The sequence below is a fragment of the Mesorhizobium sp. M0139 genome (assembly GCF_040322455.1).
In the GTDB taxonomy this organism is placed as follows: Bacteria; Pseudomonadota; Alphaproteobacteria; order Rhizobiales; family Rhizobiaceae; genus Mesorhizobium.
In genome coordinates, this window is sequence record NZ_JAMYTN010000002.1 from 42,624 (window position 1) to 62,628 (window position 20,005).

Sequence of the window (20,005 nt, forward strand, 5' to 3'; positions counted from 1 at the left end):
ACCAAGACAATGACCGACCTTTCCTGGCTGACCGCCCGCCCGGTGGCGCATCGCGGCTTTCACGACATGAACAAGACGCGCTGGGAAAACACGCTGTCGGCCTTCGCTGCTGCCGCCGAGCGCGGCTATGCGATCGAATGCGACGTGCATTTGTCGTCCGACCGCGTCCCCGTCATCATTCATGACGGCGATCTCAGGCGGTTGACCGGCCAGGACGGCTTCGTCTGGCAGCGCACGGCAGCGGAACTGGCGGCGCTCAGGATCGGCGGCACCAAGGACCATGTGCCGACACTTCAGGAGGTGCTCGACCTGGTCGACGGCCGCGTGCCTTTGGTGGTCGAATTGAAGGGTGTGCCCGGCTACGACGAGGGCCTGGTGGCGAGCGTCGGCAAGATGCTGGAGCGCTACAAGGGCAAGGCGGCGATCATGTCGTTCGACCACTGGCTGGTCCGCGATTTCCCCAGGGATGCGCCAGGAATTCCGGGCGGGCTCACGGCCTATGGCCAGGACAACCAGTTGATCGAGGCGCATTTCGCCATGCTGGCGCATGGCCTCGCCTTCACCTCCTATGCCGCGGGCGATCTGCCGAACCCGTTCGTCAGCTTCGTGCGCGAAAGGCTTAAAATGCCTGTCATCACCTGGACGGTGCATGACCAGCCGGCGGTGGATCTCACCTTCAAATACGCCGACCAGATGACGTTCGAAGGGTTCGAACCCGATCTGGTCAATGTCGCCTGATGGAAGTGCCTGAAACGTGACTTGTAGCGGCCCCGACAGAGCTTAAATAAGCCCCATGGATCAGGGTGATGAAGGTGACGGGCAAACGGCGAATGCGGAGTTTTCCATCCGCGTTGCCGCCGGCATCAATGCCTTCACCTGCGACGAGTGGAACGGCTTTACCGGCACAACCCGCAGCGACACAGAAAATGGCTATAACCCTCTCGTTTCATATGCTTTTCTGAGCGCGCTTGAAGATTCCGGCTGCGCTGTGCGGCGTACCGGCTGGCAAGGTCATCATCTCAGACTGGAAAATGCCCAAGGCAGATTGCTGGGCGCCGTGCCCTGCTATCTCAAATCGCACAGCCAGGGCGAATATGTCTTCGACCACGGCTGGTCCGATGCGTTCGAACGCGCCGGCGGCAACTACTATCCGAAACTGCAATGCGCCGTGCCGTTCTCTCCGGTCACCGGCCCTCGCCTGCTGGTCAGCAAAGGCGAGGACAGCGCCATTGTGAAGGCCGGTCTCGCAGCGGGCCTGAAGGCGGTGACGGAAAAGCTCGGCGTGTCGTCCGCGCATGTCACCTTCGCCAGTGAAAGCGACGTTGCAACGCTGGAAGCAGCCGGCTTCCTGCACCGCACCGACCAGCAGTTCCACTTCTTCAACGAAGGCTTTTCGACCTATGACGATTTCCTCGCCACGCTGGCATCGCGCAAGCGCAAGGCGATGAAGAAGGAGCGGCGCGAGGCGCTCGCCAACGATATCTCGATCGACCGGCTCACCGGCAAGGACCTGTCCGAAAAGGCCTGGGACGATTTCTTCGCCTTCTACATGGATACCGGCAGCCGCAAATGGGGCCGGCCCTATCTCAACCGCAAGTTCTTCTCGCTGATCGGGGCGCGCATGTCCCAGGACATCCTGTTGGTCATGGCCAAGCGCAATGGCCGCTATGTCGCCGGCGCCATCAACTTCATCGGCTCCGATGCGCTCTACGGCCGCAATTGGGGCTGCATCGAGGACCACCCGTTCCTGCATTTCGAAGTCTGCTACCATCAGGCCATCGACTTCGCCATCGAGCGCAAGCTGAAGGTGATCGAGGCCGGCGCGCAGGGTGAGCACAAACTGGCGCGCGGCTATCGTCCCGTGACCATGCATTCGGCGCACTACATCGCACATCCCGGCCTGCGCAATGCTGTGGCCGATTATCTCCGGCGTGAGCGGCGCGAGGTCGAGCGGATGGGCGAAATTCTGGAAGAGCATACGCCGTTCCGCAAGGATCTTGAGGAATAGCGATCCGCGCCTGCCCTCGCCTGACCATCTTACCTGACCATCTTGCCGGTCCAGGACAGCTTCGCTACACCGGGAGCATACTCCCGGAGCGCCGCCATGACCGAGGCCTACGACCCCAGCAATATCTTCGCAAAGATCCTGCGCGGCGAAATCCCCTCGCACCGCATCTACGAGGATGATGCCGTGGTCGCCTTCATGGATGTGATGCCGCAAGGCCCCGGTCACACGCTGGTGGTGCCCAAAGCACCGTCGCGCAATCTGCTCGATGCCGATCCCGCGACGCTCGGCCGGCTGTTCACCACGGTCCAAACGGTCGCGCTGGCGGTCAAAAAGGCTTTCGGCGCTGACGGGGTCACCATCCTGCAGTTCAACGAACCGGCGTCCGGCCAGACCGTCTACCACCTACATGTCCATGTCATCCCGCGGTTCGAAGGCATCGCGCTCAAGCCGCATACGGGGCAGATGGAGAAGCCCGAAGTGCTGACGGAGAACGCGGCGAAGATCCGAGCAGCGCTGAACGGTTGAGGTGGCGCGCGCCTCAGGGCGATGCGCTCAGCCACAATCCACCACGTCGGTTAGGAAAATATCAAACCACGCCGTGATAACGTGCTCCGTACCGGGATGCGTTTGGGTTTTCAAAATCGTGGAACATTCGGTTGCGACATCAGAGCCGTTGGTAAAAGCAGCTGCCGGGCGGGCCTTTCTGCGCACCTTGGCGGACGCGTACCGGCGACACCGCCTGCTGCACGCGATGGCCATCGCTGCCCTGCTTTTGGCAGCCGCGGTCGGCCTGCGCACCGGAAACATGCCGGATTTCGGCGTGCTGGAAGACTATTCCCAATACCTTCTTTTCGCTTTCTGGATCGGTGGCTGCGCCTTCGCACTCGGCAGCTTTTTTCACCTTGCACTCATCAAGCGGGATCCTGAGCCGCTCGGCACTTTTCTGCGATCGATCGGCGGCGTCTTCGGCGACGCCGAGCGCAACGCCAACAGCCTGAATGGTCTGGCCGCGTGCATTGCGCTCATATCCGCTTTCGGTGTGTTGAAAGGCGCGGTCGCGATCCTTTCGCCATTCGCATGGGATCACGCATTGGCTCAGGCCGACCGGGTGCTGCATTTCGGCCGAGCGCCCCATGAATGGCTGTGGTTTATCGTCCAGTCGCCGCTCGCCGTAAGATCGTTCAACCTGGCTTACAATTCCTGGTTCGTCGTCCTTATCGCCTCGGTCTTCATCGCTTGCATCACGCGCACGGACACGAAGCTGCGTCACCAGTTCCTGATGAGCTTCATGCTCGTGTGGATACTGGCGGGTTTTTTCCTGGCGATGGGCCTGTCTTCGGCAGGGCCGTGCTTTTACGAGCGACTGGGGCTGGGCAGCGACTATCATTCCCTGATGCAAGCACTCGCCGCCGCCGATCGCATCTATCCGATCTGGGCGCTCAGCACGCAGGACATTGTGTGGAGCGGCTATATCGGGGCGACGCCAGGCAGTCTCGGCATATCCGCCTTCCCGTCCATGCATGTAGCGATGGCGGTGCTTTTCGCGCTTTATGCAACACGCCGCTCACGGTTGGCCGGCCTTTTGATGTGGGCATTCGCCGCAATCATCATGGTCGGCTCGGTCGTCCTTGGCTGGCATTATGCCGTGGATGGCTATGCGAGCGTTCTGATTTCGATCGCCATCTGGAAGGCGTGCGGGTACTTCCTGGGCAAGTTTGCACCCGAGGGCGTCGCCGCCTGACCTAACAACATCTGCCCTGAAAAGCAGGGGCGCTGTGTCGGCAAACCGGCCAGCCAATGAAAAAAGGGCCCGTCACCGGGCCCTTCATAGGCGAACCTTTCAGCTCTTGCGCGGCAGTTGCGGCACCAGGCTGCGCTTGCCGCCATCCTTGCCCTTGGGCTCAGGCTCGTCCTTGCCCTTGGGCTGAGGCTTCTGCGCCACCGCCTTCTTGGCGACGGGCTTCTTGGCCACCGCCTTGCGGGCTTTCGGCGTCTCTTCCGGCTCCTGCTTCGGCTGCACCGGGGCTTCGTCGGCCAGTGATTCGAGCTTCAGGCCGGTTTCGCCGGTTTCCTTCTTCTCGACGGTGACGCGCACCGTGCCGCCCTTCTTGAGCTTGCCGAACAGCACCTCGTCGGCCAACGGCTTCTTGATGTGCTCCTGGATGACCCGGCCGAGCGGCCGCGCACCCATGCGCTCATCATAGCCCTTGTCGGCCAGCCAGGCGATCGCGTCGGACGACAGGTCGAAGGTGACGCCCCGCTCGGAGAGCTGGGCCTCGAGCTGCATGACGAACTTCTGCACCACCTGGTGGATGACCGGGACCGGCAGAGAGCCGAACGGGATGATCGCATCGAGACGGTTGCGGAACTCCGGCGTGAACAACCGGTTGATGGCCTCGACATCGTCGCCTTCGCGCTTGGTCGATCCGAAACCGATCGCCGCGCGCTGCGCATCCGATGCGCCCGCATTGGTGGTCATGATCAGGATGACGTTGCGGAAGTCGATCTGCTTGCCGTTGTGGTCGGTCAGCTTGCCGTGGTCCATGACCTGCAACAGGATGTTGAACAGGTCCGGATGCGCCTTCTCGACTTCATCCAGCAAGAGCACGCAGTGCGGATGCTGGTCGACCCCGTCGGTAAGCAGACCGCCCTGGTCGAAGCCGACATAGCCGGGAGGCGCGCCGATCAACCGCGAGACGGTGTGGCGTTCCATATATTCCGACATGTCGAAGCGGATCAGCTCGACGCCGAGCGAGGCAGCCAACTGCTTGGCGACTTCGGTCTTGCCGACGCCGGTCGGGCCTGAGAACAGGTAGGAGCCGATCGGCTTTTCCGGTTCGCGCAGGCCGGCACGCGCCAGCTTGATCGCCGAGGTCAGCGCGGTGATGGCGGTGTCCTGGCCATAGACGACGCGCTTCAGCTCGATGTCGAGGCCTTGCAGCACCTTCTCGTCGTCTGCCGAAACCGTCTTCGGCGGGATGCGGGCCATCGTGGCGATCGTGGCTTCGATCTCCTTGATGCCGATCGTCTTCTTGCGCTTGGCTTCCGGCACCAGCATCTGCGAGGCGCCGGTCTCGTCGATCACGTCGATCGCCTTGTCCGGCAGCTTGCGGTCGTTGATGTAGCGGGCCGACAGTTCCACCGAAGCCTTGATCGCCTCGTTGGTGAACTTCACCTTGTGGAATTCCTCATAATAGGGCTTGAGGCCCTTCATGATCTCGATGGCGTCCTCGATGGTCGGCTCGTTGACGTCGATCTTCTGGAAGCGCCGCACCAGAGCGCGGTCCTTCTCGAAGAACTGGCGGAACTCCTTGTAAGTGGTCGAGCCGATGCAGCGGATGGCTCCCGAAGACAGCGCCGGCTTCAACAGGTTCGACGCATCCATCGCGCCGCCTGACGTGGCGCCGGCCCCGATCACGGTGTGGATCTCGTCGATGAACAGCACGGCGCCCGGATAATCCTCGAGCTCCTTGACGACCTGCTTCAGCCGCTCTTCGAAATCGCCGCGATAGCGCGTGCCGGCCAACAGCGTGCCCATGTCGAGCGCGAAGATGGTGGCGTCCTGCAGCACTTCGGGCACATCGCCCTCGACGATGCGCTTGGCCAGGCCTTCGGCAATCGCCGTCTTGCCGACGCCGGGATCGCCGACATAGAGCGGGTTGTTCTTGGAGCGGCGGCACAGCACCTGGATGGTGCGGTTGATTTCGCTCTCGCGGCCGATCAGCGGATCGATCTTGCCGGCCTTGGCCTTGTTGTTGAGGTTGACGCAATAAGCCGTCAGCGCATCCTGCTGCTGCTTCTTCTTGCCGCCTTCCTCCTGCGGCTCGGCGCCGTTCTGGCCGCCCTGCTCGTCATCGGCGCCGCGCGGCGAGCGCGTCTCCGATGCGCCGGGGCGCTTGGCGATGCCGTGCGAGATGTAGTTGACCGCGTCGTAGCGGGTCATCTGCTGTTCCTGCAGGAAATAAGCGGCATGGCTCTCGCGCTCGGCAAAGATGGCGACGAGCACGTTGGCGCCGGACACTTCCTCGCGGCCGGATGACTGCACATGGATCACGGCGCGCTGGATGACGCGCTGGAAGCCGGCGGTCGGCTTGGAATCCTCATCGTAACCGGTGACCAGATTGTCGAGTTCGGTGTCGATATAGGTCAGAACGGTGTGCTTCAGCTCGTCGAGATCGACGTTGCAGGCGCGCATAACGGCGGCCGCCTCAGTGTCGTCGATGAGGGCGAGCAGCAGATGTTCTAGGGTTGCATATTCATGGTGCCGCTCATTGGCGAGCGTCAGCGCCTGGTGAAGCGCCTTTTCCAGGCCTTGGGAGAAAGCCGGCATGTTACCTCACTTCTTCTCCATCACGCATTGCAGCGGATGCTGATTCTGTCGGGCGAAATCCATGACCTGAGACACTTTGGTCTCGGCCACCTCGAATGTATAGACCCCGCACTCTCCCACCCCATGATTGTGAACATGAAGCATGATGCGTGTGGCGGCTTCGCGGTCCTTTTGAAAAAAACGCTCCAGGACGTGAACCACGAACTCCATGGGCGTGTAGTCGTCGTTGAGGATGAGGACCCTGTAAAGGCTGGGCTTCTTGGTCTTGGTCTTCGTGCGCGTAATGACGGCTGTGCCGCGACCGGCCTCATTGCCGTCGCCGTCACTTTGCATCCGCACCACGCTTGTCGTGGCAGTCAAACCTGAAGTCACGTAGTCCTGCCTCTTTCGAATCCCCATGCGAGTTCGATATGTAGGTGTTCGATGGACGATTTTAAGCCCTTCTTGTTAGCTGACAATATGGCTAGGTGGGGAAACCGAGGCGATTTTCAAAATCGTGAACCGCCAAAGCCCCGGAATTGAACCGGCATGAAAAAACCCGGCCGCGCATCCGCGACCGGGTCTGTTTTGCAAGCCCGAAAGGCCGTGCCTGGTATTCTCGAGCGAAATTACTTCGCCTTGGCGACAATCGATTCGAAGGGCTTGTAAGCCTCCTTGGCGAGATCGGCATAGAGATCGCCGAACTTGGTCGCCTCGGCAACGAAGCTCTCATAGCTCTGCTTGGCGAAGTCGGACTGGATCTCGACCGCCTTTTCCAGCGACTTGGCGGAGAACAGCTTTTCGACCGCGGCGCTACCGGCTTCGAAGCTCTTCTTGGTGTATTCGCCAGCTTCGGTGGCGATCGCCTGCGCGCCCTTGGAGAGCGAGGTGAAGCTCTTCAATCCGGTATCGGCAAACTCCTTGCCGTATTTCGAGAAGTCCTCGTAGGTCTGGGTCATTTGACGTTTCCCTTGGCGTTTTGAAGCGCCCTTGCCTGAGCGCAATTGTGCAATGCACGAGAATATATTGTGCGCTGCACAAAAGTCAAGATTACAGCGGCATCAGGCCGCGCTGCGCCGGCAACAGCTAAAATTCGAATAAAGAAAGGCTCAAGCCCGAGGAAAATGGTGAACGCGCCGGTTACCATAAACGGATTGGTAACGCTGGCCGCGATAGTTTGACGACAAGTGAGGTCGGATCCCTTTGCCGCCTCCATGGCAATGAGTTTCAAAGGAACTATCAGTGCGTCAGGCGTTGTCGGTCTTCGGTTCAAAATCCGCATCTTCCCTCAAAACGATCATGATCCTCGCTTTGGCGATGTCATTTGTCGTTGCGGATGCCGCGTCCTCGATGGCCGCCAGGTCTTCGGCGATCGTCGTCGACGCCAAGACCGGCAAGGTGCTTTATTCGTCCGATGCCAACGGCCGGCGCTACCCGGCGTCGCTGACCAAGATGATGACGCTCTATCTGACCTTCGAGGCCATGGCGAAGGGCCGGATCAGCAGGAACACGCCCGTGCCGTTCTCGGCCAAAGCGGCGGCCGAACCGCCGACCAAGCTCGGCGTCAAGGCGGGCGGAGCGGTTTCGGTCGAAACCGCCATCCTGTCGATGGTGACCAAGTCGGCCAATGATTCGGCGACCGCGCTCGGCGAACTGCTCGGCGGCAGCGAAAGCAATTTCGCCCGCATGATGACCGCCAAGGCGCGCGCGCTCGGCATGGACGGCACCGTGTTTCGCAATGCCAACGGCCTGCCCGATCCCGGCCAGTTCACAACCGCCCACGACATGGCGATGCTCGGCATAGCGCTCAGGGAACATTATCCGCAGTATTACGGCTATTTCTCGCAGCGCTCCTTCCTTTACGGCCGCCAGCGCATCAATGGCCACAACCGTCTGCTCGGCCGCATCAAGGGCGTCGACGGCATCAAGACCGGCTATACCCGCGCCTCCGGCTTCAACCTCGTCTCGTCGGTTTCGGATGGCAACCGCCGCCTCGTCGCCGTCGTCATGGGCGGCACTTCGGGGCGCAGCCGCGACAACCAGATGGCCGGCCTGATCAACGCCTACATGCCGCGCGCATCGACCCGCGGCGGCGGCGCCCTGGTCGCCAAGGCCGGCGGCGACAATCCGGTCAAGGCGCTGGCCAAGGTCTTCCTGCCCAAGCATGACGCGCCGACGCCGGATGGCAAGCCGATCGTTGAAGACGATGCCGTAGCGTCCAATGACGATCCGACATCCGCTGACGAGGAGTCTGCTGAAGGCCAGTCTGCCGACGAACAGACGGTGGCCGCGGTCGAAGATCCCGCCCCCGTCGTCAAGACCAGGAAGGTCAAGACCGTCATCGTGACGGCGCCGAAGGTCGAAACTGCGCAGATTGTGGCTGCCTATGCCGAACCCACGCCTGTATCCCCACAGGCGGTCGACCCGGTCAACACGGCCTCGGTGCCGGCTGGTTGGGCGGTGCAGGTGGCGTCGTCGCCCAAGCAGTCCGAAGCCCAGGCTTTCCTCGACAAGACCGCCAAGCAGGCGCCCAAAGTTCTTGGGGCTGCTTCCGGTTTCACCGTCGCCTTCGAAAAGGATGGCGAGACCTATTACCGCGCCCGGTTCGGCGGCTTCCGCTCGAAGGACGCGGCCTGGAATGCCTGCAATGCCCTGAAGAAAAAGAAAATCGCCTGCTACGCCGTCCAACAGTAGGGCGGCGTCGGAACCATCTCCCGGAAATTTACTGCGTCGAAGGAGACTAGTTGTGATTGGAGAGCAAGACGTCCTTGGCTTCGTTGATCCGCGCCGCCAGGAAAGACGTGCCGCCGATGTCGGGGTGCAGGCGCTGCATCAGGCGGCGGTGCGCCTTGCGGACATCCGCCGCGGCGGCCCCCGCTTCAAGACCAAGGATCTTGTAGGCCTCCTCCTTAGTCATGGCGCCCGCACCTGGCGCAACACCCAGCCCTTCGCCACCGTTCGCCTCAGCGTCTTTGCGCCAGACGGGAAAACGGCCGTCAAGATACGTCTCTAGGAGCTGGCGGCTCTCCGGGTCGCCGGGGAGTTCGCGGTAAAGCTGCTGCAGCTCGGCCAGGCCCATCGCGCCCAGCATCTTGCCTTCATGGCGGCCGGCCAGAACCAGGCCTTCAAGCCCGCCCGTATCGTGATCAAGCTCCATTTCCAGTGCGGCGGTCCGCACCGTCGAGCGCTTGCCGGGCGCCGGCCCGACCGACGGCCGCTTCATTCGCATCGAACCGTACCAGGCAAGGGCCGCGGCCAGGATGAGGCCGGCAATGCCTTCGCGCCCGACCACCAGAACGGCAAGCCCGACCAGCGCCAGAAGCACCGGCCCGAGCGTGCGCATGCCGCTTGCCAGTCTTTGCGCATCGGCGCGGACAAAGATCGTCGCCGCGCCGAGCAGCACCAGAAAAAGTGCAACAAGTGCAATGATAGCGCCCATCAATTCCCGCCGCCCCTGAGATGCTCGATCAGCAGCCGGTCTCCCGGCCTGTCCCTTGCCTCGAGCGCCTTCAATCCGCCGGTCGCATAGACGGCAACCGCCGAAAGCAGCCCGGCCAAGGTCGCGGCAGCCCGCCGATCAAATCGGAACCAAGCCCCTTTGGACAGCCGCGCAATCTCCTTGAACGCCTTTTCTGCGCCGGGATCATGGCCTTCCTGGAAGACGAAGACGGGAACGCCGTGCAGACCGAGGCTGCCGGCCTTCTGCGCCAGCTCGTCGATATCCTCTTCCATGGCGTCGCCGATATAGACCAGAGCGTTGACCTTGGCCGCCGCCGTTTCCTTTAGCGCATGCGCCAGCACCTTGCCGATCTGGGTGTGGCCGGCACGGCAGTCGATCCGCGTCATCAGCTGCTTCAGGGCATCAGTATCGGCGACAAAAGCCGACGAGCGGCACTCGCCCAACCCGCGAAAATAGGCCAGTTGGACGCTGAGAGTTCCGGCCTTGCCGACGGCGTCGAACATTTCGCCCTGCAGCTTGGTGGCGAGATCCCAGGTCGGCTGGCGGCTCATCGTGGCGTCGAGCGCAAGGATCAGCCGCCCGGAGCCGGTCGCGGACGCGGCAAGCGTCCGGGCCTGACGGATGAAGGCGTCGATCTCGCCGGCATTGGATTGAGGCTTGACCGGCGCAGGACTGGCCCTTGCGGGCACGCGCTGCTTCTTGTCGCTCATAAGAAGCAAGATGTGGCGTTGTCGGGCCCCTTGCAAGTCCAGCCTTGGACAAGATGAAGGGCCAGCGCTCGACGCTCTGGGAGAAGCGGCCGCGCCCTTGGCTCTACAGCAAGCCCAGATCGGCGAGCTCGCGCTTCAGTTTCGGCGGCATCTCGACCATTCCGGCCTTGCCCTTGCCGATATCGGCGGGCGCATCCGAAGGTCTGAGATAACGCCAGCCCTGGAAGGCGCGGCGCGGCTGCCAGTCGGTGCGCACCACGTCGAGGTCGAGCATCAGGCGGCAACGGCCGATGCCTTCATCGTCCGTGAAGGGCCTGATATCAGTGATCAGCTGGCGGCATTGCACGCTGCCCTTGATCACCCAATAAAGCGAACCGCCATCGGTGACCTCGGCGCCGCGCGTAGGCACCATGCGGGTGGTGTGCCAGTGCTCGGCGGGTTCGCCGGCGCGGCGGCGCTCATCGAGGCGGAAGGCGATCCATTCTTCGAGGTCCTCGACGCTGTCGCAACCGACGCACAGTTTTAGGAGATTGAGTGCCATCGCTTAAGGTTTAGTCCGGCGCGCGATTGCGTCAACGGCCCTGCCCGACTTCTCCACAGTGCCAGTGGCGTTGCACGGTCAGCATTCCACGACATTGACGGCGAGCCCACCAAGGCTGGTTTCCTTGTACTTCTCGTTCATGTCGAGGCCCGTCTGGCGCATTGTTTCGATCGCGGCGTCGAGCGGCACGAAATGGACGCCGTCGCCTTTGATCGCCAGAGAGGCGGCGGTGACCGCCTTGACGGCGCCGAGCGCGTTGCGCTCGATGCAAGGCACTTGGACCAGACCGCCGACCGGATCGCAAGTCATGCCGAGATGATGTTCGAGCGCGATTTCGGCGGCGTTCTCGACCTGCTCGGGCGTGCCGCCCATCACGGCGCAGAGACCCGCGGCAGCCATCGCCGAGGCCGAACCGACCTCGCCCTGGCAGCCGACCTCGGCGCCGGAGATTGAGGCATTGGTCTTGATGATGCCGCCGACGGCGGCCGCCGTGAGCAGGAAGTCGCGGATGCTCGGCTGGTCGGCCTCGGGGTGGAAATGCAGCCAGTAACGCAGCACAGCCGGCAATGTGCCGGCCGCGCCATTGGTCGGCGCGGTGACGACGCGTCCACCGGCGGCGTTCTCTTCGTTCACCGCCATGGCGTAGATCGACAGCCAGTCATTGGCCAGCAAAGGGTTGGGCTTGTTCTGCTGCCATTGCTCCTGCAGCTTGTCGTGCAGCATGCGGGCACGACGGCGCACTTTCAGCCCGCCCGGCATGATGCCGTCCTGCGACAGGCCGCGGTCGATGCAGCCCTTCATAGCGCCCCAGATCGCATCGAGGCCGCTGTCGAGCTCCTCGCGCGACATATGCGTCTCTTCATTGATGCGCTTCATGTCGGCGATAGACAGGCCGCTTTTGCCTGCCATCTTCAGCATCTCGACGGCATTCTTGAAGGGATAGGGCACCTTCTTGCCTTCTGTGGTCACCGAGCCCTTCACCTTTATCCGCTGCAGCTCTTCCTCGGACACCACGAAGCCGCCGCCGATGGAATAATAGATGCGCTTGAGCAGCAGCCGGTCGCCGGCATCGTAAGCGTAGAAGGCCATGCCGTTGGCGTGGCCGGTGAGCGACGTCTTGCGGTCGAGCACCAGATCCGTCGCCGGATCGAAGCGGTAGGAGGGATGGCCGCGGGGCGATATCCGCTTCTCGGCTGCGATGCGCGTGGCGATGCCCTCGACCTGATCGGGATCGACCGTCTGCGGTGTCAGGCCAGCAAGGCCGAGGACAACGGCGCGATCCGAGCCATGGCCGATACCGGTATAGGCGAGCGAGCCGTGCAGGCTGGCGCCAATGCGATCGACCTTGACGCCGGCCGGGCGCGGCCAGTCATCTCCGGCGATCTCGTCGAGAAACCGCCGCGCCGCCGTCATCGGTCCCATCGTGTGCGAACTCGACGGTCCGATGCCGATCTTGAACAGGTCGAAAACCGAAAGAAACACGCTGCGCCGTCTCCGGAAATGAGATCAAGGCCTACATATAGGACTTTCCATGATGTTTGTGCTGTTTTGCGGATTGCGGCGCTGCACCTGCCGACCTTGTTTGCTCCGGCAGCGACATCACCGGCTTAAAGCGCGTCGCGCTGAAAACGGATTCATGCGACGCGCTTTAAGTTCTTGTTTTAATGCATGTCGTTGTCCCAGAACCGAAGCTCACTTCTGGGCGACATGCTTTGGAGCATCGAACTGACCGCTTTGCCTGTGGTAAAAGGGGGCATGGGCGATTCCTTCCACCTGTCGACGGCCGATCTGGCGGCGCTGGCTTTCTTCCTGCTCGCCTGGTTGCTGCATACGCTGGCGTCCGACGGCAGACTGGTCAGCCGGGTGTCGTTGACGATGGCCATGAACGTGCAGCGCGAGGCCTGGATGCGCACCATGGCCGAGCGCGAAATCCGCATCGTCGACACCGCCATCATGAGCGGCCTGCAGCAAGGCACCGCCTTTTTCGCCTCCAGTTCGCTGATTGCGCTCGGTGGCTGTTTCGCGCTGCTTGGCGCCTCGGATCAGGTCCTTGCCGTGCTGAACGACCTGCCGTTGAACGCGACCTCATCGCGCTCCGCCTTCCAGATCAAGGTCTTTGGCCTGGTGCTGATCCTGGCCTTCGCCTTCTTCAAGTTCGGCTGGGCCTACCGTCTCTTCAACTACTGCACGATCCTGATTGGCGCGGTGCCGATCCCCTATGGCGAGGCGTCACGCAACCCGGTCAGCGAAACGGCGGTGTGGCGCGCGGCGCGCATGAACATGCTGGCCGGCAAGCACTTCAATTCAGGGCTGCGCGCGGTGTTCTTCTCGATCGGCTATCTCGGCTGGTTCGTCGACCCGATCGTGTTCGTGCTGTCGACGCTGCTGCTTCTGGCGGTGCTGGTGCGGCGCCAGTTCTTTTCAGCGGCGCGACAAGCGGTGATCGGTCAGCCGCCCGGGCCGGGGAAAAGCTGGTCGATCCGGCCCGATAGCCAATAGGCGGCGAGCCCGATCCATTCGCGGATCGCCATGGTCGTGGTCTGCAGCGAATCGGGTGCGTTGTCGCGAAACAGGCCAAAGCCTTCCTTGCCCGAGGTGCGATAGTCGACAGGCCACGGGACCGTCTGAAAGCCGGCCTTGTCGAACAGCGCCTTGGCGCGCGGCATGTGGAAGGCGGAGGTCACCAGCAGCCAGGTCTCGCCCGGTTTCGGCGTTACCAGTTCCTTGGTGAAGACCGCATTCTCATAGGTGTTGCGGGATTTGTTCTCGAGCATCAGGCGATCGGCGTCGACGCCAAGCGCACCGAGCAGGCGCGGCGCGGTGGCCGCATCGCCCTCGCCATTGATGAACAGTTCACCGGTGCCGCCGGAGATAACCACTTTCGCCTCGGGAAAGCGCCGGGCAATGATCGCCGCCTCGACCATGCGGTCGCCGCCCGAATTCAGCTCATAGCCGCCGCGCGCCAAGTTGATGGCGCCCTCGAAGCCGCCGCCGAGCACGACAATGCCGTCGACCTTCCGCGGCAGCGGCGGCTTTGGGAAGCGCTCTTCGAGCGGATTGAGCATCATGGCGCCAAGCGACGTCCAGGCCGACAGCGCCAGAATCAGGAAGGCGAACACACTGCCCGTCGCCGCCAATCGCCGGCGGCCGATCAGCGCCGCGAGCAAGCCGGCAAGCAGCAGGAAGATCGCCAGGTTGAGTGGTTGGACGAAGAACCAGAATATCTTGGAGAGATAGAAGAACATTGCCTGCCTATCTCCAGCTCAAATTGTGACGGCCGATGAAGTGCTCGACCGCACTCGCTACCGCTTCCGCTTCGAGGCGGCTTAACTCCCTGCCGAAAACAAGCACGCCGTTCGCGTTGGTTAAGCTGATGACTTCCGACAGTTCCACTTCGTCCGTGGGATAGGTGTGGTCGAGGATTTCGACCCTAAGATGCCCTTTCAAAGGCAGTGACCACCGATTTCGCAAAGAACCCCTCACCGAGCGCACGGCTGCGGTGTCGGTCAGCCGCAGGGTTTCCCTGCCGAACACCCGCCAGATGAAATCCTTGCCCAGGAAATAGGTGAAGAGGGCAATGACCGCCACGAAGGACAGCAGGCCGAGCGTGCCGCTGGTGAGCGTTGCGGACGACATATCCGTCAATCCCATGTAGCCGGTGTAGGCGACGATCGCGGCCCCGATCAGGACAAAGACTGTCCTGAAATCCGAGGTGCGTGGCGGGTTCGTGATCAGCAGTTCGTTTCCCGTCTCGACGATGGAAATGCGAGACGGAGGCGGCATGCTACCACCACTTCTCCGGCTGGAAGGTTCCCGCCGCCTGCTCGATGACGGCGGCTGTCTGGAACAGGGTTTCCTCGTCGAAGGGACGGCCAATCAGTTGCAGGCCGAGCGGCAGTCCCTTGGCATCGAGGCCGGCTGGCACGGCAATGCCCGGCAGTCCGGCCATGTTCACGGTCACCGTGAAAATGTCGTTGAGGTACATTTTCACCGGATCGGCGGCCATGTCCTCGTCGGCGATGCCGAAGGCGGCCGACGGCGTCGCCGGCGTCAGGATGACGTCGACGCCGTCGGCAAAAACCGTCTCGAAGTCGCGCTTGATCAAATTGCGCACCTTCTGCGCCTGCAGATAGTAGGCATCGTAATAGCCTGCCGACAGCACATAGGTGCCGATCATGATGCGACGCTTGACCTCCCGACCGAACCCGGCGGCTCGGGTCTTTTCGTACATGTCGACAATGTCCTGGCCCGGCACGCGCAGGCCGTAGCGGACGCCGTCATAGCGCGCCAGATTGGATGACGCTTCGGCGGGCGCAACGATATAATAAGCCGGCAAAGCGTATTTGGTGTGCGGCAGCGAGATGTCGACGATCTCGGCGCCGGCATCCCTGAGCCAGGCAATGCCCTTCTGCCACAGCGCCTCGATCTCTTCCGGCATGCCGTCGACGCGGTATTCCCGGGGAATGCCGACCTTCATGCCCCTGATCGGTTTGCCGATCGCCGCCTCGTAATCCGGCACCGGCCGGTCGACGGAAGTGGTGTCCTTGGGGTCGACCGAGGCCATGGACTTCAGCATGATCGCGGCATCGCGCACGTCCCGGGCGATCGGGCCGGCCTGATCGAGCGACGAAGCGAAGGCGACGATGCCCCAGCGCGAGCAGCGGCCATAGGTCGGCTTGATGCCGACGGTGCCGGTGAAGGCGGCTGGCTGGCGGATCGAGCCGCCGGTGTCGGTGGCGGTGGCGCCGGCGCACAGGAAAGCCGAGACGGCGGAAGCCGAGCCCCCCGACGAGCCCCCCGGCACCAGTTGGGCATTGTCCAGCGTGCGCGCGGTCTTGGTGCCGCCGGCCGAAACGAAACCGCCATCGCCCTGATGCGTGGTCGGCATCACCACCGTGTCGAGGCGCGAACGCCGCCACGGATTGACGACAGGGCCGTAATAGGAGGTCTCGTTGGACGAGCCCATGGCGAACTCGTCCATGTTAAGCTTGCCCAGCATGACGGCGCCGTCTGCCCACAGATTGGCGGTGACGGTCGATTCGTAGCGCGGCTTGAAGCCGTCCAGCACATGGCTGCAGGCCTGGGTGTGGATACCTTCGGTGCCGAACAGGTCCTTGATGCCGAGCGGGATGCCTTCCAGCGCACCGCCCTGGCCCTTGGCGAGCCTGGCGTCGGAAGCTTTGGCCATATCGCGCGCCTTGTCGCCGGTGACGACGATGTAGGCATTGAGCACCGGATTGGCGCGCTCGATGGCACCGAGATAGGCCTCGGTGATTTCGACGGCCGAAATCTCCTTGGCGCGCAGCTTGGCGCGCGCCTGCGAAATTGTCAGATGGGTCAATCCGCTCATCAAAGGCTCTTTTCGTAAAACACCGACCACTCGGAATCGGGATAATCCAGCACCGGCCCGCAGCGCGAGAAGCCGGCGCGTTCGTAGACGGTCCAGGCGGCGGGATGGCGGTCGCCGGTTTCAAGCACCAGGCGCTTCAGCCCTTCGCTGCGCGCCAGCGTTTCGACATGCTCGACGATCTTGGCGCCGATCTTCCTGCCGCGATGCGAGGGCCGCGTGTACATGCGCTTGACCTCACCGACGCGGGCGTCATGGCGCTTCAGCGCGCCGCAACCGATGGCTTGCCCGTCGTCGCGGGCGATGAACACGGTGGTGTCGTCGCCAGCCATCTGCTCGACCGTCAGATGGTAGCAATGCTCCGGCGGCGTCAGTTCGAGCAGCGTCGCGTTGAGCTCCTCGACCAAAGCGCGGACATCGTCCTGCAGCGGCGTTTCGACGGCGATCTCGATTGCCATCGGCCAGCTACTCCACGACCTTCGGCACGAGGAAGAAATTCTCGTCAGTGGCCGGCGCGTTGGCGACGATATCGGCAGCCTTGTTGCCGTCGGTGACGATGTCTTGGCGCTTCTTCATCTCCATCGGCGTCACCGATGTCATCGGTTCGACGCCGGAGACATCGACCTCGTTCAGCTGCTCGACAAAGCCCAGAATGGCGTTCAGCTCGCCGGTCATGCGCTCGGCATCCTCCTCGCTCACCGCAATGCGGGCGAGACGCGCGACGCGCTTCACAGTTTGCAGATCAACGGACATGTCTTTAGCCTTTGGGAAAACCAGATGGCGCTATAGCGGCGTGGCGCGTGCCGCGCAACATCGATCGTGCTTGGGGATAGAGCCCGTTCATGCCAGGGCGGCATTTCAGCCTAGGGCAGCGATACACCCTCGCACAGATAATAGCTGCCGCCATTGCCGGCCTGCTCGCCTTCGTCGGCGGTCGGGCGCACCGAGACGATGTCGATTTGGGTCGCGTTCATCTGCGTGATCGACAGTATATCGGGAAAGAGAAAGCCCGGCTCCTGGCAGATGGCAGTGACCGCCCAGCTCGGCGAGCGCGTCGCCTTGGTGACCTGGACGAACTCGCAATTATACTCGACGCTTTGCAGGCCGTCCGCCGACAAGATGACATTGCCGGTGTCAATCAGCGTCTGCAGCGTGTCCTTTTTGGCTTGCGCGCAAAGCTCCTGGGTCTGGAGGTAAACGCCCTTGATGAAGTCCTCGGCGGCGGATGCGGGCGACGCAGCGACCAGCATCGAAACGCAAAGAGTCTCTCTCAAACCCATGGTTTAATTCCCCTTTGCGACAAGGGATCGTTTCAACGATCGCTCTATAGTGTGATCGTTTGGCCGATGGCTGGCAAGGCTACGTCGACACCTGATCCTTCGAGGCCGGCCACGAACTTCTCCGCCGTCGCGTCGATGATCGGGAAGGTGCCGAAGTGGCATGGCACGACGGTGTCGAAGTGGAAGAAGCGCCGGCAGGCCAGGGCCGCCACCGCGCCGCCCATGGTGAAGCGGTCGCCGACCGGCACGAGGCCGATCTTCGGCTCATGCAATTCCTCGATCAGCGCCATATCGGAGAAGATGTCGGTGTCGCCCATATGGTAGAGCGTCTTGTCCTCCGGGAAATGCAGGACCAGCCCGTTGGGATTGCCGAGGTAGACGTTCTGGCCGCCATCGAGCCCAAACGACGAGGAATGCAGTGCCTGCACGAATGTGGTGGTGAAGGCACCGCAATCGACGGTGCCGCCATGATTGCCGGGATTGATCTTCTTGCCGTCGACGCCCTTGCCGACCAGGTACATGCAGATCTCGTAATTGGCGACCAGCTGGGCGCCGCTCTTCTTCAGCACCTCCACCGCGCCGCTGACATGATCACTGTGGCCGTGGGTCAGAAGCACATGGGTGACGCCTTCCGCCGGCCCCTCCCAGCCGCTCGTCCATGATGGGTTGCCGACGAGATAGGGGTCGATCAGGATGGTCGCGCCTGATGTCTCGACGCGGAAGGCGGAATGTCCGTACCAGGTCAATTTCATCGATCGTGTTCCTCGATTTTGGTTGCGCCGGAAGATAGAACGCCGGCAGCAAAATTAAAGTGACATAGTGTGCTCGCGGTTCAAAAGAACGTGTCGCGCTCTTTGTGACGGCAAGTCTGGGTCACGGTAAGTCTGGGTCACGGTTAGACTGGGTCACGGTAAAGCTGGTTGGGGAAAGCCGTTGGGCATCATAGCAATCGAGGATCTGCCGGCACGGCTGGAGGGCGGCAGGACGCTGGCCGGACTCGACCTCGGCGACAAGACGATCGGTGTCGCCGTTTCCGACCGCGGCCTGTCCTTTGCCCATCCGCGCCCTGTCATCCTGCGTAAAAAGTTTTCGCTGGATGCGGCAGCGCTGCTCGCCCAGCTGCAGAAGGATAATGTCGGCGCGTTTGTACTCGGCCTTCCTATCAACATGGACGGCTCGGAAGGTCCCCGCGCCCAGAAGTCGCGCGCCTTCGTGCGCAACATGGCAGGCATAACCGACCTGCCCTTCGTGCTGTGGGACGAGCGGCTGTCGACGGTGGCGGCGGAGCGGACGCTGATCGAGATGGATTTCTCGCGCCGAAAGCGCGCCGGCAAGATCGATTCGGCGGCTGCGGCCTTTATTCTGCAGGGAGTTCTGGACCGGCTCCAGTCGCTTGACCCACGCGATCGGACGGAACCGGATTCCCCGCCTGCCGCCTGACCCAGGCCGTGATGTTGCGGCGGCGGCGAAACGCCCACAATGCCATCAGCAGGAAGCCGTCAAAGACGCAGGCCCTTGCCACCATGCCCGGAATGATCGCCGGATCGATGCCCAGCATCTGCCCGTAGAGCTGGAACACGAAATCATGCAGCTGCCGGCTGAGCATGACGTAGCCGAAATTGATGTCGTTGAGCGACAGGAAGAACCAGCCCCAGAACAGAGCGAGTGGCGTTGCCCACAATGCGAACAGCGTGCGCATCAGTGACCGTCCCTGCGGCTGGAACCGCCTCTGGGACCGCTGGGACCAATGTCCGGACGGCCGGAAATGCGCGACAGCAAGGAGCCGTGCGCGGCACCCTTGGCCATGGCATGGGCGGTGGCGCGGCTCTCTGCCTCCCGCGAAACCATGACGGCGAAGACCGACCTCCGCTCTGCCAGCATGGCGACATAGGAGGCCAGAAGTGCCGCCAATTGCACGGCGACAACCAAAAACAGGCCGTTGATGCCTCGCGCTGCGCCGCCGATCAGGATCAGCGACAACACCGCGGATGCCGAAATGAAGGCGGTCCGCGCCACACTGTCGGCTCCGTCCGGGCTCGCTGCGGCGTTAACCAGGCTCTCGACGAAGACCCAGCAAAACAGCACCGCCACGACCAGCAAGGCGATGGCCAGCGGCGCCACGACGGCAGCATTGTCGAGATCGGCCAGACGAGTGTTTTCCACGACCACGCCGAGCACGCCCAGAGCGCCCGCAACGCCGCGGTTTCCATCGACACAGATGAACGCCAGCAGGGCGAAAACCAGCGCCCAGTGCAAGGCCAGAAAGGACGTCAAAATGTGCCGCATGGCATTCCTGCTTTGGTGACAAAGACAGTGGGGTCTGCGGCCTGCGGCTGCAACGGAAACCATT

The 20,005-nt window shown here is 62.6% G+C and carries 24 protein-coding genes; 7 read left to right on the forward strand and 17 right to left on the reverse strand.

The features are described from left to right. Positions 1-9 precede the first annotated feature (9 nt). The 4 genes from NKJ58_RS02645 (at position 10) to NKJ58_RS02660 (ending at position 3,749) form a co-directional block, all read left to right on the forward strand. The gene (locus NKJ58_RS02645) at positions 10-738 is read left to right on the forward strand and encodes a glycerophosphodiester phosphodiesterase (RefSeq protein ID WP_352852766.1); all 729 of its coding nucleotides are present in this window, start codon (positions 10-12) and stop codon (positions 736-738) included. 55 nt (positions 739-793) lie between these two features. Then, entirely contained in the window at positions 794-2,008 is a 1,215-nt protein-coding gene (locus NKJ58_RS02650; RefSeq protein WP_352852767.1) for a GNAT family N-acetyltransferase, read from the forward strand. A 96-nt stretch (positions 2,009-2,104) separates the two neighbouring features. Further along, the gene (locus NKJ58_RS02655) at positions 2,105-2,533 is read left to right on the forward strand and encodes an HIT family protein (protein ID WP_023684683.1); all 429 of its coding nucleotides are present in this window, start codon (positions 2,105-2,107) and stop codon (positions 2,531-2,533) included. Between the two features lie 73 nt (positions 2,534-2,606). Then, positions 2,607-3,749: a phosphatase PAP2 family protein gene (locus tag NKJ58_RS02660; protein WP_245259918.1), complete on the forward strand. Its 1,143-nt coding sequence runs from the start codon at positions 2,607-2,609 to the stop codon at positions 3,747-3,749. Between the two features lie 99 nt (positions 3,750-3,848). On the opposite strand, the gene clpA is transcribed toward NKJ58_RS02660, so the two are convergent. The 4 genes from clpA to NKJ58_RS02680 form a co-directional block, all read right to left on the reverse strand. Next, positions 3,849-6,338: an ATP-dependent Clp protease ATP-binding subunit ClpA gene (gene clpA, locus NKJ58_RS02665; RefSeq protein WP_023684681.1), complete on the reverse strand. Its 2,490-nt coding sequence runs from the start codon at positions 6,336-6,338 to the stop codon at positions 3,849-3,851. 6 nt (positions 6,339-6,344) lie between these two features. Next, positions 6,345-6,671: an ATP-dependent Clp protease adapter ClpS gene (gene clpS / locus NKJ58_RS02670; protein ID WP_023671012.1), complete on the reverse strand. Its 327-nt coding sequence runs from the start codon at positions 6,669-6,671 to the stop codon at positions 6,345-6,347. Positions 6,672-6,946: 275 nt separating this feature from the next. After that, positions 6,947-7,276: a phasin family protein gene (locus NKJ58_RS02675; RefSeq protein WP_023671011.1), complete on the reverse strand. Its 330-nt coding sequence runs from the start codon at positions 7,274-7,276 to the stop codon at positions 6,947-6,949. Beyond that, the gene (locus tag NKJ58_RS02680) at positions 7,273-7,548 is read right to left on the reverse strand and encodes a hypothetical protein (RefSeq protein WP_156931558.1); all 276 of its coding nucleotides are present in this window, start codon (positions 7,546-7,548) and stop codon (positions 7,273-7,275) included. Before NKJ58_RS02680 ends, NKJ58_RS02675 begins: the two co-directional genes overlap by 4 nt. A 68-nt stretch (positions 7,549-7,616) precedes the next feature. Between NKJ58_RS02680 and NKJ58_RS02685 the strand changes: the two genes are divergently transcribed. Further along, a complete protein-coding gene (locus tag NKJ58_RS02685; RefSeq protein ID WP_352852768.1) occupies positions 7,617-9,011 on the forward strand; it encodes an SPOR domain-containing protein in 1,395 nt (464 codons plus the stop codon). 46 nt (positions 9,012-9,057) lie between these two features. Here NKJ58_RS02685 and NKJ58_RS02690 read toward each other — a convergent pair whose 3' ends face one another. The 4 genes from NKJ58_RS02690 to NKJ58_RS02705 all read right to left on the reverse strand — a co-directional run bounded on the left by NKJ58_RS02690 (position 9,058) and on the right by NKJ58_RS02705 (position 12,510). Beyond that, a complete protein-coding gene (locus NKJ58_RS02690) occupies positions 9,058-9,756 on the reverse strand; it encodes a DnaJ domain-containing protein (RefSeq protein WP_023752225.1) in 699 nt (232 codons plus the stop codon). Further along, positions 9,756-10,487 (reverse strand): hypothetical protein, encoded by a 732-nt coding sequence (locus tag NKJ58_RS02695; protein ID WP_023752224.1) that lies wholly within the window; start codon positions 10,485-10,487, stop codon positions 9,756-9,758. The genes NKJ58_RS02690 and NKJ58_RS02695 overlap by 1 nt, the downstream gene beginning before the upstream one ends. Positions 10,488-10,590: 103 nt before the next feature. Next, complete coding sequence (locus NKJ58_RS02700; protein WP_023752223.1) at positions 10,591-11,028, reverse strand: DUF1489 family protein; 438 nt, start codon at positions 11,026-11,028, stop codon at positions 10,591-10,593. 78 nt (positions 11,029-11,106) lie between these two features. Further along, entirely contained in the window at positions 11,107-12,510 is a 1,404-nt protein-coding gene (locus NKJ58_RS02705) for an L-serine ammonia-lyase (RefSeq protein ID WP_023724370.1), read from the reverse strand. Between the two features lie 273 nt (positions 12,511-12,783). Between NKJ58_RS02705 and NKJ58_RS02710 the strand changes: the two genes are divergently transcribed. Further along, entirely contained in the window at positions 12,784-13,527 is a 744-nt protein-coding gene (locus NKJ58_RS02710; RefSeq protein ID WP_023671004.1) for a DUF599 domain-containing protein, read from the forward strand. Here NKJ58_RS02710 and NKJ58_RS02715 read toward each other — a convergent pair. From NKJ58_RS02715 to NKJ58_RS02745, 7 genes are all read right to left on the reverse strand, one after another. Further along, the gene (locus NKJ58_RS02715) at positions 13,476-14,273 is read right to left on the reverse strand and encodes a YdcF family protein (RefSeq protein WP_023752222.1); all 798 of its coding nucleotides are present in this window, start codon (positions 14,271-14,273) and stop codon (positions 13,476-13,478) included. The genes NKJ58_RS02710 and NKJ58_RS02715 overlap by 52 nt on opposite strands. Before the next feature lie 7 nt (positions 14,274-14,280). Then, positions 14,281-14,811, reverse strand: a complete 531-nt coding sequence (locus tag NKJ58_RS02720) for a hypothetical protein (RefSeq protein WP_352653624.1) — start codon at positions 14,809-14,811, stop codon at positions 14,281-14,283. 1 nt (position 14,812) lies between these two features. Beyond that, positions 14,813-16,378: an amidase gene (locus tag NKJ58_RS02725; RefSeq protein WP_023752220.1), complete on the reverse strand. Its 1,566-nt coding sequence runs from the start codon at positions 16,376-16,378 to the stop codon at positions 14,813-14,815. Beyond that, complete coding sequence (locus NKJ58_RS02730) at positions 16,378-16,833, reverse strand: GNAT family N-acetyltransferase (RefSeq protein ID WP_023726661.1); 456 nt, start codon at positions 16,831-16,833, stop codon at positions 16,378-16,380. The genes NKJ58_RS02725 and NKJ58_RS02730 overlap by 1 nt, the downstream gene beginning before the upstream one ends. A gap of 7 nt (positions 16,834-16,840) precedes the next feature. Beyond that, entirely contained in the window at positions 16,841-17,128 is a 288-nt protein-coding gene (gatC, locus tag NKJ58_RS02735; RefSeq protein WP_023670999.1) for an Asp-tRNA(Asn)/Glu-tRNA(Gln) amidotransferase subunit GatC, read from the reverse strand. Positions 17,129-17,238: 110 nt separating this feature from the next. Beyond that, a complete protein-coding gene (locus NKJ58_RS02740) occupies positions 17,239-17,655 on the reverse strand; it encodes a hypothetical protein (protein ID WP_023670998.1) in 417 nt (138 codons plus the stop codon). Positions 17,656-17,699: 44 nt separating this feature from the next. Continuing rightward, positions 17,700-18,407 (reverse strand): metal-dependent hydrolase, encoded by a 708-nt coding sequence (locus tag NKJ58_RS02745; protein ID WP_023684673.1) that lies wholly within the window; start codon positions 18,405-18,407, stop codon positions 17,700-17,702. Between the two features lie 181 nt (positions 18,408-18,588). Between NKJ58_RS02745 and ruvX the strand changes: the two genes are divergently transcribed. Then, the gene (gene ruvX / locus NKJ58_RS02750) at positions 18,589-19,095 is read left to right on the forward strand and encodes a Holliday junction resolvase RuvX (RefSeq protein WP_023724364.1); all 507 of its coding nucleotides are present in this window, start codon (positions 18,589-18,591) and stop codon (positions 19,093-19,095) included. On the opposite strand, the gene NKJ58_RS02755 is transcribed toward ruvX, so the two are convergent. Both NKJ58_RS02755 and NKJ58_RS02760 read right to left on the reverse strand, forming a co-directional pair. Beyond that, the gene (locus NKJ58_RS02755) at positions 19,013-19,354 is read right to left on the reverse strand and encodes a DUF6105 family protein (protein WP_023752219.1); all 342 of its coding nucleotides are present in this window, start codon (positions 19,352-19,354) and stop codon (positions 19,013-19,015) included. The genes ruvX and NKJ58_RS02755 overlap by 83 nt on opposite strands. After that, positions 19,354-19,941 (reverse strand): hypothetical protein, encoded by a 588-nt coding sequence (locus tag NKJ58_RS02760; protein WP_023688597.1) that lies wholly within the window; start codon positions 19,939-19,941, stop codon positions 19,354-19,356. Before NKJ58_RS02760 ends, NKJ58_RS02755 begins: the two co-directional genes overlap by 1 nt. Positions 19,942-20,005 lie beyond the last annotated feature (64 nt).